This is a genomic window from Knoellia terrae (genome assembly GCF_048606435.1).
GTDB lineage: Bacteria > Actinomycetota > Actinomycetes > Actinomycetales > Dermatophilaceae > Knoellia > Knoellia terrae.
Genome location: NZ_JBMBWH010000007.1, coordinates 122936 through 136180, shown reverse-complemented (window position 1 = coordinate 136180; position 13245 = coordinate 122936). Strand labels below are relative to the sequence as shown.

General features: G+C 72.6%; 13 protein-coding genes. 7 read left to right on the top strand and 6 right to left on the bottom strand.

The features are described 5' to 3' along the window. The first annotated feature begins 37 nt into the window (after positions 1-37). Positions 38-967 carry an N-acetylglucosamine-6-phosphate deacetylase gene (locus ACOJV9_RS11435; protein WP_420185339.1) on the top strand — a complete coding sequence of 310 codons (930 nt, stop codon included), beginning with the start codon at positions 38-40 and terminating at the stop codon, positions 965-967. A gap of 20 nt (positions 968-987) precedes the next feature. On the opposite strand, the gene ACOJV9_RS11430 is transcribed toward ACOJV9_RS11435, so the two are convergent. The 4 genes from ACOJV9_RS11430 to ACOJV9_RS11415 form a co-directional block, all read right to left on the bottom strand. Beyond that, on the bottom strand, positions 988-1617 hold the full coding sequence (locus ACOJV9_RS11430; protein ID WP_420185338.1) for an alpha/beta hydrolase: 630 nt from the start codon (positions 1615-1617) through the stop codon (positions 988-990). Positions 1618-1653: 36 nt separating this feature from the next. Then, on the bottom strand, positions 1654-3186 hold the full coding sequence (locus tag ACOJV9_RS11425) for an ATP-dependent DNA ligase (RefSeq protein WP_420185418.1): 1533 nt from the start codon (positions 3184-3186) through the stop codon (positions 1654-1656). A gap of 23 nt (positions 3187-3209) precedes the next feature. Continuing rightward, the gene (locus ACOJV9_RS11420; RefSeq protein ID WP_420185337.1) at positions 3210-3629 is read right to left on the bottom strand and encodes a VOC family protein; all 420 of its coding nucleotides are present in this window, start codon (positions 3627-3629) and stop codon (positions 3210-3212) included. A 74-nt stretch (positions 3630-3703) separates the two neighbouring features. Continuing rightward, a complete protein-coding gene (locus ACOJV9_RS11415) occupies positions 3704-5728 on the bottom strand; it encodes a PhoX family protein (RefSeq protein ID WP_420185336.1) in 2025 nt (674 codons plus the stop codon). A 134-nt stretch (positions 5729-5862) separates the two neighbouring features. Here ACOJV9_RS11415 and ACOJV9_RS11410 point away from each other — a divergent pair, with 134 nt between their 5' ends. Beyond that, positions 5863-6600, top strand: a complete 738-nt coding sequence (locus tag ACOJV9_RS11410) for a VOC family protein (RefSeq protein ID WP_420185335.1) — start codon at positions 5863-5865, stop codon at positions 6598-6600. On the opposite strand, the gene ACOJV9_RS11405 is transcribed toward ACOJV9_RS11410, so the two are convergent. Continuing rightward, positions 6590-7699 (bottom strand): hypothetical protein, encoded by a 1110-nt coding sequence (locus ACOJV9_RS11405; RefSeq protein WP_420185334.1) that lies wholly within the window; start codon positions 7697-7699, stop codon positions 6590-6592. The genes ACOJV9_RS11410 and ACOJV9_RS11405 overlap by 11 nt on opposite strands. Positions 7700-7773: 74 nt before the next feature. On the opposite strand from ACOJV9_RS11405, the gene ACOJV9_RS11400 reads away from it, so the two are divergent. The 4 genes from ACOJV9_RS11400 (at position 7774) to ACOJV9_RS11385 (ending at position 11018) form a co-directional block, all read left to right on the top strand. Continuing rightward, complete coding sequence (locus ACOJV9_RS11400) at positions 7774-8553, top strand: GAF and ANTAR domain-containing protein (protein ID WP_420185333.1); 780 nt, start codon at positions 7774-7776, stop codon at positions 8551-8553. 27 nt (positions 8554-8580) lie between these two features. After that, positions 8581-9699 (top strand): App1 family protein, encoded by a 1119-nt coding sequence (locus ACOJV9_RS11395; protein ID WP_420185332.1) that lies wholly within the window; start codon positions 8581-8583, stop codon positions 9697-9699. A gap of 4 nt (positions 9700-9703) precedes the next feature. Then, entirely contained in the window at positions 9704-10564 is an 861-nt protein-coding gene (locus ACOJV9_RS11390) for an Fpg/Nei family DNA glycosylase (protein WP_420185331.1), read from the top strand. 115 nt (positions 10565-10679) lie between these two features. Then, the gene (locus tag ACOJV9_RS11385) at positions 10680-11018 is read left to right on the top strand and encodes a rhodanese-like domain-containing protein (RefSeq protein WP_420185330.1); all 339 of its coding nucleotides are present in this window, start codon (positions 10680-10682) and stop codon (positions 11016-11018) included. Positions 11019-11028: 10 nt separating this feature from the next. Here ACOJV9_RS11385 and ACOJV9_RS11380 read toward each other — a convergent pair whose 3' ends face one another. After that, positions 11029-11904, bottom strand: a complete 876-nt coding sequence (locus ACOJV9_RS11380) for a hypothetical protein (protein WP_420185329.1) — start codon at positions 11902-11904, stop codon at positions 11029-11031. A gap of 118 nt (positions 11905-12022) precedes the next feature. Here ACOJV9_RS11380 and ACOJV9_RS11375 point away from each other — a divergent pair, with 118 nt between their 5' ends. Then, positions 12023-13240 (top strand): ATP-binding protein, encoded by a 1218-nt coding sequence (locus ACOJV9_RS11375; RefSeq protein ID WP_420185328.1) that lies wholly within the window; start codon positions 12023-12025, stop codon positions 13238-13240. The last annotated feature ends 5 nt before the right edge of the window (positions 13241-13245 follow it).

Sequence of the window (13245 nt, the reverse complement as noted above, 5' to 3'; positions counted from 1 at the left end):
CGGTAGGTGCCTGCTCCGCAGCCCTAGGCTGGGGCGCGTGAACGGACTCGTCGACCTGCACTGTCACGGCGCCCTGGGCCACGAGTTCGGGCACGACGCGGAGGGTTCGGCCGCGGCGGTGGCGCACCACCGTTCGGCTGGCGTCGGGTCCGTCGTCGCCTCGCTGGTGTCGGCCCGCCCCGACACCCTCGTCGGGCAGGTCGCGACGCTCGCGCCGCTGGTCGCCGCAGGGACGCTGGCCGGCATCCACCTCGAAGGACCGTTCCTCTCGGAGGAGCGCCGCGGCGCCCACGACCCGTCGGTCCTCACCGACCCCGACCTCGCCCTCGTGGAGTCGCTCGTCACGACCTGCGCCGAGGCGGGGGCCCCGAACGCGCTGGTGCAGTGGACGTTCGCGCCCGAGCGCCCCGGTTCCGGCGAGCTGGTCGCTGCACTGGCACGACACGGCATCCTCCCCGCGGTCGGGCATACGGACGCCTCCGCGGACGTCATCTCCGCGGCGCTGGCGTCGATCGCGGACGCGTGCGGTCGTCCGCCGCTCGTGACCCATCTCTTCAACGGTATGCCGCCCTTCCACCACCGTGCCGGCGGTCCCGTCGCGGCGGCGCTCGCGGCGGCGGCGCGAGGGGACTGCGTCGTCGAGCTCATCACTGACGGGGTGCACGTCGGCACCGAGGTCGTCCGGATGGTGTTCGAGACGGTCGGGCCCGAGCACGTCGCGCTCGTCTCCGACGCCATGGCCGCGACCGGTCTCGGCGATGGCGCCTTCGAGATCGGGCCCCTCGAGGTCGAGGTGTCGGGCGGCGTGGCCCGGCTGGCCGACGGCGGGTCGGGCCGCGGCTCGATCGCCGGCTCGACGTCGACACTGGCCGAGTGCGTGCGCTGGGCCGTCGAGGTCGCGGGCGTCGCCGAGGCCGACGCCCTCACCGCCGCGACGACCACCCCGGCCGCCGTCCTCGCCTCCTGACCCCCGTCCGGCAGCAGGGGTCAGCGGGAGGGGGTGAGGATCCGCAGGGACGACTCGATCGCGACGTCGTCCCAGTCGCCGGCGCCCTTGAGCATGTAGTGCCCCAGCGGGCCCATGTCGACGAGCTCGGCGTGCGCGGCCACCGACCGGGCGCGCGCGACGTACTCCCGCGTCCGCGTGAAGGAGGTGAGCCGGTCGCGCCGGCCGTGGGCGGCGACGAGCGATCGCCCGGCGAGCGTGTGCACCGGGTCGGTGCGGTCCCACCAGGGTGCGAGGGCGACGACGCCGACCACAGAGGGGTCGTCGGCCACGTGCACCGCGACCCTGGCGCCCATCGAGTGGCCGAGGAGGATGACCGGGCGGTCGCCGTGGGAGGCCCGGACCTCATCGAGGGCCCACCGGGCATCGGCGACCCGGTCAGCGCCGCCGTTCCACCCGCGGGCGGCGTAGCGGAGCAGCCACACCGCGGCGCCGGACTCGTGGGCGCGGCCGGCGATCGAGCGCGCCATCCATGCGGTGCGCTGCCACGAGGCGCTGCCGTCGCCGACGACGTCGGCAGATCGCGGCTTGCCCCCGTGGAGCATGAGGATGAGGGCGTTCGGGGACTCCGGCCCGTCGAAGCGGGTCAGGAACGGTGATGAGGTGGCCACGTCAGGAGTTCGGAGCGGGGAAGCCGGGCGGATGGGTCAGCGCAGCAGGGCGCGCAGCGACTGGATGGTGTCGGCCTCGCTCGCCGGCTTCGCGTCGATGCCCACGCGGTAGCGCTTGACCCGGGCGAACCGCAGCGCCACCCCGCCCGGGTAGCGCGACGAACGCTGCACCCCGTCGATGGCGATCTCGACGACGACCTCGGGCCGCATTGTCAGCGCCCAGCCGTTGTCGTCGGTGCCGAAGTCGGGGAAGGTCTCGGTCTGCCACCGCAGCAGCTCGTCGGTGAGCCCCTTGAAGGTCTTGCCCACCATGACGAAGCCGCCCGGCGGGCCGAACTCGCCCTCGGGGTCGCGCGCGCCGAGGTGCAGGTTCGACAGCCACCCCTTGCGCCGCCCGGACCCGCCCTCGACCCCGAGCACGACGAGGTCGTAGGTGTGCACCGGCTTGACCTTGACCCAGTGCTTGCCCCGCCTCCCCGCGGCATAAGTCGAGTCGATCGCCTTGACCATGACGCCCTCGTGACCCGCAGCGAGGGCGTCACGGGAGACACGGTCGGCCACCTCGGGATCGGAGGTCACCTCGCCCGCGATCCGGTATGCCGGCCCGATCCGTTCCAGCACCGCGAGGCGCTCCGAGAGCGGTCGGTCGATGAGGTCCTCGCCGTCGACGTGCAGCACGTCGAAGAACCTGGGCGCGAGCACCTGCTCGCGCGACTCGTCGGCCCCGAACCGGCTCATCGTGTCCTGGAAGGGGCGGGGCGAGCCGTCGTCGTCGAGCATGAGCGTCTCGCCGTCGAGGATGACCGACTCGACCGGCAGCGCCAGCGTCACCTCGACGATCTCGGGAACCCGGGCCGTGACGTCGGCCAGCGACCGGGTGTAGACCCGCACCTCCGACCCGCTGCGGTGCACCTGGATGCGGGCACCGTCGAGCTTGTGCTCGACCGACGCCTCGCCGGTGACGAGCAGGGCGGCCCCAACGTCGGCGGCGGTCGAGGCGAGCATCGGCTGGATGGGGGTGAGAACGGCCAGCCCGACCCCCGCGAGCTCCTCGGGCGAGGCGAGGGCGAGCCGGACGGTGCCGGGCAGCGAGCCGCTCAGCATGACCGCACGCCGGACGTCGGCCAGGGGGAGCCCGACGGCCTTGGCGAGCCCGTCGGTGAGCACCCCCTCGAGGGCGCCGGTGCGCATCTCGCCGGTCAGGGCGCGGACCAGGTGCTCCTGCTCCGGCGCGGTCGCCCGCTCGAGGAGGGAGACGAGTGCTGCATGACGCGTGCCCACCGAGCCGGAGCCGGACAGGCCGGCGATCTCGTCGAGCACCGCGTCGACGTCGCCGACGGTGAGCAGCGGCTCGCTCGACGGGGTCGCGGCGTCCCTGGCGGTGAGCACGGTCCGGTGGCCCAGCCCGATCGAGCCCTGCCGGATGCTGCCCAGCAGCAAACCCACGGCCGCCTCGGCCTCGTCGGGGGTCAGGGCACGCAGCACCCCGGCGAGCACCTCGGTCTTCGCGGTCCGCGAACGCGTCGCCACGAGCGCGTCGGCCGCCTCGACGAGGCGAGCGAGCGGCATACCTCCGCTCGGAAGGGCGTCGCTCACTCGGCGGTGGGCTGCTGGCCGGCGATGTTGACCATCCAGCCGATGCCGAAGCGGTCGGTGCACATGCCGAACTCGTCGCCCCACATCTGCTTCTCGAGGGGCACCATGACCTGGCCGCCCTCGGACAGCTTGTCCCAGTAGCCGTGGAGCTCGCCGCTGTCGTCACCGGAAAGGCTGATCGAGATCTGGGAGCCCTGGGAGCCGGGCATGCCGGGTGGGGTGTCGGAGGCCATGAGCGTCAAGCCGCTGGACTCGAGCTGGCCGTGCATCACCCCGTTGGGGTCGGCCTCGCCGGGGTCGCCGAAGTCGCCGAACGTCGAGATGGTGAGGTCACCGCCGAAGACGCCCTGGTAGAACTCCAGCGCCTCGCGCGCGTTGTCGGCGAACTGGATGTAGGGGTTCAGTGTCGTTGCCATGAAAATCACCGTAGACCCGTCCCCCGACAGGCGTCAGGCGTTCCGGGGGACGGGTTGACAGGGTGCGGGGTGGGTCAGCGGCCGTGGCGCCGGTAGGCGTGGATCACCGACGGGCGGGGCTGGCCGTCACCGCGGTAGGGGAACCGGGAGACGACGTTCTCGGGGCTCGCCCCGTTGACCTCGCCCGGGTGCTGCACGGCGACGATGACCGAGTCGGGACCCAGGATCGTGGGCCCACAGGTCTCCGCGCCGACCGGCACCGAGAGGAACTGCTGGAGCCGGCCCTTGTCGGCGCCCTCGAGCGGCATGACGTAGAGCGCGTCGCAGTGGTTGAGCGTCCCCGGCATGCCGTCCGTGGAGATCCACAGGTTGCCGGCCTCGTCGAACGCGACGTTGTCGGGGCAGCTGATCGGGCTGACCTCGGACCTGTCGTAGCCGTTGAAGTAGGTCTGCGGGTCGCTGGGGTTGCCGGCGACGAGGACGATCTTCCAGGTGAAGGTCAGGGCGCCGTGGTCGCCGCCCGCCTCGGTGATCTCCGTGACGTGGCCGTGCTTGTTGGCGGCCCGCGGGTTGGCCTCGTCGATCTGGGCGGGCGTGCGCGCGGTGTTGTTGGTCATCGCCGCGTAGATGCGCCCGTTGACCGGGTTCGGCTGCACGTCCTCGGGGCGGTCCATCTTCGTCGGGCCGACCTGGTCCGCGGCCAGGCGCGTCCAGATGAGGACCTCCTCGACGGTGAAGCCGGGGACCTTCGAGACGCCGTCGACGACGAGGGGCAGCCACTCGCCGCCACCGTCGTACTCACCGTCGGCGGCACCGTCGCCGTCGAGCTTCGCGACGTAGAGGTCGCCCTCGGAGAGCAGCGTGAGGTTGTGCTTCCGGTCGCCCTCCCGGTAGGTCTTCGCGGAGAGGAACTTGTAGATGTAGTCGAACCGCTCGTCGTCACCCATGTATGCCGCGACGCGCCCGTCCGCGGTCAGCGCGACAGTGGCTCCCTCGTGCTTGAACCGGCCGAGGGCGGTGTGCTTGACCGGCGTCGAGGTGGGGTCCTCCGGGTCGACCTCGACGATCCACCCGAAGCGGTTGACCTCGTTCGGCTCGTCGACGACGGAGAAGCGGTCGCGGACCCGCTCCCAGCCGCGTCCGCCGGAGGTGATGCCGTAGCGGCGGAGTCGGCCCTGCGGGTCAGGCGCCCCCGTGGCGCGGAAGTACTGGTTGAAGTTCTCCTCACCCGACAGGTAGGTGCCCCACGGGGTCTCGCCGCCGGCGCAGTTGTTGAGCGTGCCGAGGATCCGCGTCCCCGTCGGGTCCTCGGAGGTCCGCAGGTGCACCGACCCAGCGGCCGGACCCGAGACCGCGAACGGGGTGTCGGTGTGGATGCGGCGGTTGCGCTTCCCGCCCTGGACCCAGCGCCACGGCGACCTCGCGTCGCGGCGGGCGACCTCGGTGATGGTGATGCCGTGGGCGGCGAGGACGATCTCGAGCTGCTCGTCGGTGAGGTCCGCCGACGACTGCACGCCGCGGAACATCAGCTCGTCGTTGGTGTACTCGTTGTTGAACGCGAGCAGCCCCTGGTGGGCGCCGTTGTTGCCGGGGCCGCCCTGCATGAACTGCGTGTAGTCGGCGTTGTAGCCGGCCTGCTCGCGCTGCGCCTGCGGCGTCTGGTTGTCGAAGTCGAATGCTGGCGTGCCGTCGAACAGCGGGTCGCCCCACGAGATGATCGGCGCCCACGCGAAGCCCTCGGGCACGACGACCGCGTCGGTCGAGGCGGGGGTCGGCGCGATGCCGGTGAAACCGAGCGCGCTGCCCTTGCCGGCGGAGGCAGCGGCACCCGCAGCGGCAGGTGAGGCGGCCGGTGCGGCGGCGGCGGACGGCATACTCCACGCCGTCAGGCCGACCAGAGCGGCACCAGCACCCCCCGCGCGGAGGGCGGCGCGGCGCGAGAAGCCGGCGGCGACGAGGTCGCCGAAGTACTCGTTGTCGGAGGTATTCGGCACCGGCTGGTCGCAGGCGTCGCCGCAGCGGTACTGGCAGGTCATCGAGCTGCGACCGCCCTCGTGCGAGCGGAGAAAGAGTGGGAGGAGTCGAGTGGGAGAAGTCATGTCGGGTCCTTCGTCAGGGAGCGGTGGAAGCAGACCGGTGCCGACGCTATGGACCCGCGGGTGCCGCCTCCCGTCGTGCCGGTGAACGCCGAATGTCGCCTTGTCGACACGTCGGCGGTGGTAGGCAGGGACGCATGTACCTCGAGAACGTCGTCGTGGACGCAGAGCACCCCCAGCGGCTCGGGCGGTTCTGGGAGGAGCTGCTGGGGTGCTCGACGCTGACCGACGAGCCGGACGCCTTCGAGACGCGGCTGTCGGTGCCCGACGGCCCGGCGCTCGACCTCTGCTTCCAGCGGGTCTCGACCCCTCCGACGCCGAACCCCCGGCTGCACCTCGAGGTCTACGGCGGGGAGCCGGACGCGCAGGACGCCGTGGTCCGGCGCGCGCTGGAGCTCGGCGCCCGCCACCTCGACATCGGCCAGCGTGAGGTGCCGTGGGTCGTCCTCGCCGACCCCGAGGACAACCCCTTCTGCGTCATGGAGGACCGGGCCGAGTACGCCGTGTCCGGGCCGCTCTCGTCGCTTCCCCTCGAGTGCGCCGACGTCGAGCGCGACGCCCGGTTCTGGTCAGAGCTGTCCGGCTGGGTGCCGGTCGACAGCGTGATGCCCGGCGCGCTGCGCCACCCGAGCGGCCGTGGGCCCCTGCTCGAGCTGTGCCCGGAGCGCCGGCCGGCGGCTTCGGGAGAGAAGAACCGCCTGCACCTCGACCTCCGGCTCGAGGCGGGGGACGACCCGGACCTCACCGCGGCACGGCTGCTGGAGCTCGGCGGAGCCGTCGTCGACCACGACTGGGGCGACCTGCCGTGGAACGTCTTCACCGACCCTTCCGGCAACATCCTCTGCCTCCTGCCGGCGCGGTCCGTCACCGACTGAGGCGCAGCACCCCCGAGGCGAGCATGGCGGCGACGCCCTCGGTGACGAGGCGCTCGGCGTCGGGATGCGTCCCGAGAGCCTTCACGACGGCGGCCTGCGCTTCCGCGACGGTGAGGGGCCGGTCGGCGCGGTCCCAGACCACCTCGCCGACCGGGCCGAGGCGGACCTGGGACTCCCCGACGAGCACGAGCGTGCCGCCCTCGCCGTGGACGGCGTCGACCCACGGCGCGCGCTCCACCTGCATCCCCGGGCCGATGCCACCCACGTCCCGCGGTGCTCGCGGACCGCTTCCGGGAGCAAGCCGGGAACGGACGGGCAAGGGCGCGCCCGGCGTGCTCGTCCAGGGCGTCCGCTCGCGGTCGGTCGAGCCGGCGAGGAGGTCGCGCACGATCTCGACGCAGTCCCCGATCTCGCGGTAGCGCAGGACGAACGGACCACCCGACTCGCTCACCAGCGCGGCCAGGCGGTGCAGGGGTCGCTCGACGAGCGGCAGCGCCGACGACTGGGCGATGACCGCGAGCAGTCCGTCGACGAGCGGCACCTCCACGAGCTCCGGCACCTCGTGTGCCGGGTCGCGCTCGAGGACGGCGACACCACGCAGGTATGCCGTCCCGGTCACCTCCCGCAGGCCCAGCTCGTCGGGGCTGAGCTCGTGCTTGTCCCACGGCGCCCTCGGGTCGGTGACCACGGAGACCGGCTTCGGGTAGGGCGACACCCGCCCGTCCGGCTCGACCGCGACGGTCTCGTCGCTGACGTAGCCGAAGTGCCGCCCGAGGGTCGCGGCCGCGGTGGACTTGCCGGCACCCGAGGCGCCGACCAGCGCCACCGCCCGGTCGCCTTCGCTCAGACCGACGGCGTGCAGCAGCACCGCCGACCCCCGCCGGCGGCGCAAGGAGGCGAGCGTCACCGCGCGCGAGACGGCATACGGGTTCCCGGTCGACACGGGGAAGGGGAGGACGCCGTCGTCACCGGTGGACGCGTCGGCGACGCGACAGCGGGACCAGAGCTGGCGCAGCCGCTCGCCCTCCGCTGCGGTGAGCGAACCGGTGCCGAGGCTCCACCGTGCCCCGAACGCGTCGATCACCCACTCCCCGGTCACGGTGCACATCGTGGCAGGTGGGCTTGCGCGGGGAGTCATACTGATGTCGCACGATCGCCCGCAGAGGAGCACGCATGACCGACACCGACCTCACCGTGGATCCGGCCATGCCACCGGAGCCGGCCACCGAGGTGTTCGCGGATCCCCACGGGGCGCTGCTCGAGGAGATCGGCGGGGTCCTCGACTCCGTCGACGAGGTGCAGGAGTACCTCGACCGGGTCGTCCACGCGGTGCGCCGTCACGTCACCGGCTGCGACGAGGTCGGCATCACGCTCCTGCTCGACAACCGCCCGAGCACGGCCGCCTACACGACGGTGACCACCCTGGAGATCGACTCGGTCCAGTACCAGCTGGACGAGGGTCCCTGCCTCGACGCGGCGCGACTGCGACGGGAGTTCGTCGCCTCGTTCGCGGAGCCGGACGACCGCTGGCCCAGGTTCTCGGCGGCCGTGCGGCGCGACGGCGTGCAGTCCTGCCTCGCGCTGCCGCTGATCAGCGGGGAGCAGTGCGTGGGTGCGCTCAACCTTTACGGGAACGAGCCCCGGGCGTTCGACGCGTTCGAGGCCTCGGTCGCCCGCCTCGCCGCCGGCCGGGCCGCCGACGCGGTCGTCGCCGTGGTCAGGCTCGACGGTGCCCAGCGGCTCGCCGGCCAGCTCGAGCAGGCCATGGCCAGCCGGGCCGTCATCGAGCAGGCCAAGGGCGTGCTCATGGCGGTGCGCGGCATCGACGAGCGCTCCGCGTTCGACTGGCTCCGCCAGACCTCGCAGAACCACAACGTCAAGCTCCGCTCCCTGGCGGAGAACGTCGTCGCCGGCGTCAGCACCGTCACCTCCGAGAAGTCCTCGACCGGCTGAGCCGGCCACGCGGACTAGAGTCGGCTCATGGCCCGCCCGCACCTCGCCGCGCTGATGGAGGACGCGTGGAACCGTCGCAAGGGTGGCGTGCTGCGCGAACGCGGCTGGGGGACGAAGATCGTCCCGCACACCGGCTACGGCAGCACCGGCTTCATCCGGGTCCTCGCCCGGGTGCTCATGTCGCGCGACCCCATGCGGCAGGCGTCCGGTGACGCGGCCGCGAGCGTGCAGTCGCTGAGGTCGGCCGACGAGGAGACCCGCGGCTGGCGGGCCTTCATCACGACCCCGGCCATCGACGTCCCCGTGACCGTCCGCATCGGCGACCGCCGGATCGACGGCCGCACCGACCGCTCCGGTCTGGTCGACCTGACCATCCACGGTCACGGGCTCGGCCCCGGCTGGCACCGGGTCGAGATCACCTCACCGCTGGCTCGTCCGCGCGAGGCGTCGGTCCTCGTCATCGGGACCCGGCAGACGTTCGGGATGGTGAGCGACATCGACGACACCGTGCTGTCGACCTCACTGCCCCGGCCGCTCATCGCCGCGTGGAACACCTTCATCAAGGCCGAGAACACCCGTCACCCCGTGCCGGGCATGGCGACGTTCTACCGCGAGCTCCTGGACTCCCACCCCGGTATGCCGGTCATCTACCTCTCGACCGGCGCCTGGAACACCGCGCCCTCGCTGACCCGGTTCCTGCGCCGCAACGGCTACCCGCCCGGTCCGATGCTGCTCACCGACTGGGGTCCGACGCACACCGGCTGGTTCCGGTCGGGCCAGGACCACAAGCGGTCGGCCCTCGCCCGGCTGGCGCGCGAGCTGCCGCACGTCCAGTGGCTGCTCGTCGGCGACGACGGCCAGCACGACCCCAAGATCTACACCGACTTCGCGTCTCGCCGACCGGAGGCGGTGCGCGCCATCGCGATCCGCCAGCTGAGCCCCGGCGAGCAGGTCCTCCAGAACGGCATCCCGGTCTCCAACGACGACCTCGCGCCGGCGCACACCGAGGACATCGCGGCTCCGGTGCTGCGCGCTCCCGACGGCTACGCCCTGGGGAGGCTCGTCGCTCCGGTGGTCGAGGACGACCTCACCGACCACGAGGCCGGCGCGCGCGCTCTCGAGGCCTCCGACATGTGGGGAGTGTGAGCCGGTGCCCGAGCTGCCCGAGGTGCAGGCCCTCGTCGACTTCCTCGCGGCCCGGACGTCCGACCTGGCCGTGACCGGCGTCGAGCTCGGGTCGATCTCGGTGCTCAAGACGTTCAACCCGCCGCCCGAGGCGCTGGTCGGTGCCCCCGTCGACGGGGTCTCGCGCCACGGCAAGTTCCTCGACCTCGACTGCGGCGGGACGCATCTCGTCTTCCACCTCGCCCGCGCGGGCTGGCTCCGCTGGTCGGACGCGCTGTCGACCACGCGCCTGCGACCGGGCAAGTCGCCCATCGCCCTGCGTGTTCGCCTGTCCGACGGGTCCGGCTTCGACCTCACCGAGGCGGGCACGAAGAAGTCGCTCGCGGCATACATCGTCTCCTCGCCCTCGGAGGTCCCGGGCATCGCGCGGCTGGGACCCGACCCGTTGGCGGACGACTTCTCGCTCGAGGCGTTCCGCGAGATCCTCGGCGGGCGCAAGCAGCAGGTCAAGGGCGTGCTGCGCGACCAGTCGATCCTCGCCGGCGTGGGCAACGCCTACTCCGACGAGATCCTGCACGTCGCCAAGCTCTCGCCGTTCGCGATCGCCGCGAAGCTCGACGAGGACGAGACGCAGCGGCTGTATGCCGCGATGCGCGAGACGCTCGCCGCTGCGGTCCTCGCCGCGTCGGGCAAGCCGGCGGCCGAGCTCAAGGACGCGAAGCGGTCCGGCATGCGCGTGCACGGACGCACCGGCGAGATCTGCCCCGAGTGCGGCGACACGGTGCGCGAGGTGTCGTTCGCCGACTCGGCGCTGCAGTACTGCGCGACGTGCCAGACCGGCGGCAAGCCGCTCGCGGACCGTCGCACGAGCAAGTTCCTCAAGTAGCCGTCGGGCGGAGGCCTGAGGACACGTGTCGGGGCCTGTGTGACGGGTCGGGGCATCACGCGCTCCCGACCGGCCACGCAGCCCCCGACTCGTGCCGTCGCGTACCGTCGACGACATGAGCGACTTCCCCCAGGTTCCGGTCTCCGACCTCGCTGACGACGCGGTGATCCTCGACATCCGCGAGCAGGACGAGTGGGACCGCGGGCACGCCCCGGGGGCCGTGCACATCCCGATGAGCGAGCTGCCGGCCCGCGTCGACGAGCTCGCACCGTTCCTCGACCGCGACGAGCCGCTCGTCATCACCTGCCGCAGCGGTGGCCGCGTGACGCGCGTGATGCCGTGGCTCGAGCAGCAGGGCTACGAGGTCGCCAACCTCGACGGTGGGATGCGGGCGTGGCACGGCGCAGGCAAGGCGATGGAGACCGCCGACGGCAGCGAGGCCCAGGTCCCCTGAGCCGGGACTCTCAGAGCGGCACCGGCTGGAACTCGCTCGTCACGCGGACGTGCTCGGGGGCCAGCCACGGGCGCACTGTGCCCAGGATCTCCTCGAGGGTCTGCGTGTCGAGCGCCATCACGTGGACGTCGAGCCCTCCGGTGCTGCCCCCGCCGCCCATCGAGAGGATGTCGAACCGCGCCCGAAGTGCATCCCGCGCGGCAAACACCTCCTTCTCCGTGGGCAGGTCTCGCCGCTCCACGCACAACCCTCCGGTCCAGTGCCGGCGGAGCTCGGAGAGGACCGGGTCGGCGTCCCCGGTGACGAGCACGTTGAGGAGGGACGAGCCGTCGGAGACCCATGAGGTGACGTAGCCGTCGATCGTGGGGAGGAGCTCGTGGAGCGCATTCTGCTGGTCGGCCGAGCCCCCGCCGGCTCGCCCGCCTCCCCCGTAGGGGTCGTCGCACAGCTGCGGGAAGGTGCGGGCGGTGGGGCTCGGGACGCTGACTCCCGGCGGTGCCGTCCGGCTCACCGGACGGGTGAGCGTGACTGTGCCCCAGCGCCCGGCGTCCGGGTCGAACCGACCGACCACCCACACCGAGGAGCTGCTGAACGTCCTTCCGAGAGCTCGCTCCGGCCCCACCGCGTCCCAGTCCACGTCGCCGACGAGGGTGGGGCCACTGCACTGTGGTGGGTGTGATGCGACCACCGGCCCGACGCACAGCTCGACCGGGCTCGTGGAACTGTCCTGCATCAGCGTCCCCTGGGCGGTGACCTCGGGTCCGGACGCCGAGGTGGCGGCACTCGCGCCAACGCCCCCCGTCGCCGGAGGGCGGTCCGTCCCGCACGCCGCGACGGAGAGGACGCTGAGCAGAGCGAACGCCGCGGTCGGTGGGCTGGGTCGCATGGTGCCTCCTGGTTTCCCCTTGGACGCGGTGGTGGAGCCCGTGGTTCCGCCGCGACACGGCATACCTGCTTATTCGGATGTATGCCGTCCGCGCTAGACGAGCGGATACGGTGCGATCGTGGATCCCATCCGTAACCCCTACGCCCCCGGCGCCGGCCAGCGCCCACCCGAGCTCGCCGGTCGCGACGAGCAGCTCGACGCCTTCGAGGTCGTGCTCGAGCGCGTCTCGCGCGGGCGTCCGGAGCGCTCCATCGTCCTCACCGGCCTGCGGGGAGTCGGCAAGACGGTGCTCCTCAACGCGCTGCGGTCGGCCGCGGTCCGCGCGAAATGGGGCACCGGCAAGCTCGAGGCGCGCCCGGACCAGTCCCTGCGCCGCCCGCTCTCGTCCGCGCTGCACCAGGCCGTGCGCGAGCTCGGGCACCCGAGCGACGACGAGGTGCAGCACGTGCTCGGCGTCATCAAGGCGTTCGCCCAGCGTGACGCCCCGGCCGGCGCGAAGCTGCGCGAGAAGTGGAACCCCGGCATCGACGCGCCCGCCGCGTCGGGTCGCGCGGACTCCGGCGACATCGAGATCGACCTCGTCGAGCTCCTCACCGACGTGGGCGGGCTCGCGTCCGACACCGGGCGCGGCATCGCGGTGTTCATCGACGAGATGCAGGACCTCGGCCCCGACGACGTCTCGGCCCTCTGCGCGGCCTGCCACGAGATCTCGCAGTCGGGGCTCCCGGTCATCGTCGTGGGGGCCGGGCTCCCGCACCTGCCCGCCGTGCTGTCGGCGTCGAAGTCTTATTCGGAGAGGCTCTTTCGCTACTCCCGGATCGACCGGTTGCCGCGCGCTGCCGCAGATGCCGCGCTCGTGGTTCCGGCCCGTGAGGAGAACGCGGCCTACGAGCCGGAGGCACTCGACGCGATGTATGCCGCGACCGGCGGCTACCCGTACTTCATCCAGGCCTACGGCAAGGCCGCGTGGGACCGGGCGCCGTCCTCGCCCGTGACGGTCGACGACGTGCGGATGGCCGCGCCCGAGGCGGAGTCGGAGCTGGCCGTCGGCTTCTTCGGGTCCCGCTTCGAGCGGGCGACCCCGGGGGAGCGGGAGTACCTGCGAGCCATGGCCGACGTCGCGCTCGCGATCAGCGAGGGTGGCGAGGAGGAGCTGGACGACATCGAGTCGGTGCCGACCTCGGAGGTCGCGGCCCACCTCGGGCGCAAGACCCAGTCGCTCTCGCCGGCCCGCGACGCTCTCCTCAAGAAGGGCCTCATCTACTCCGGCGAGCGCGGCCGCATCGCCTTCACCGTCCCCCACTTCGGCCGCTACCTGCGCGAGCAGACCGCCTGACCGGC

Excerpts from the sequence above, each read along its gene's own strand:
- ACOJV9_RS11385 (WP_420185330.1), top strand. The coding sequence starts at position 10,680 with ATGAGCGACTTCCCCCAGGTTCCGGTCTCCGACCTCGCTGACGACGCG.
- ACOJV9_RS11425 (WP_420185418.1), bottom strand. The coding sequence starts at position 3,186 with ATGCCGCTCGCTCGCCTCGTCGAGGCGGCCGACGCGCTCGTGGCGACG.
- ACOJV9_RS11410 (WP_420185335.1), top strand. The coding sequence starts at position 5,863 with ATGTACCTCGAGAACGTCGTCGTGGACGCAGAGCACCCCCAGCGGCTC.
- ACOJV9_RS11380 (WP_420185329.1), bottom strand. The coding sequence starts at position 11,904 with ATGCGACCCAGCCCACCGACCGCGGCGTTCGCTCTGCTCAGCGTCCTC.
- ACOJV9_RS11420 (WP_420185337.1), bottom strand. The coding sequence starts at position 3,629 with ATGGCAACGACACTGAACCCCTACATCCAGTTCGCCGACAACGCGCGC.
- ACOJV9_RS11395 (WP_420185332.1), top strand. The coding sequence starts at position 8,581 with ATGGCCCGCCCGCACCTCGCCGCGCTGATGGAGGACGCGTGGAACCGT.
- ACOJV9_RS11415 (WP_420185336.1), bottom strand. The coding sequence starts at position 5,728 with ATGACTTCTCCCACTCGACTCCTCCCACTCTTTCTCCGCTCGCACGAG.
- ACOJV9_RS11400 (WP_420185333.1), top strand. The coding sequence starts at position 7,774 with ATGACCGACACCGACCTCACCGTGGATCCGGCCATGCCACCGGAGCCG.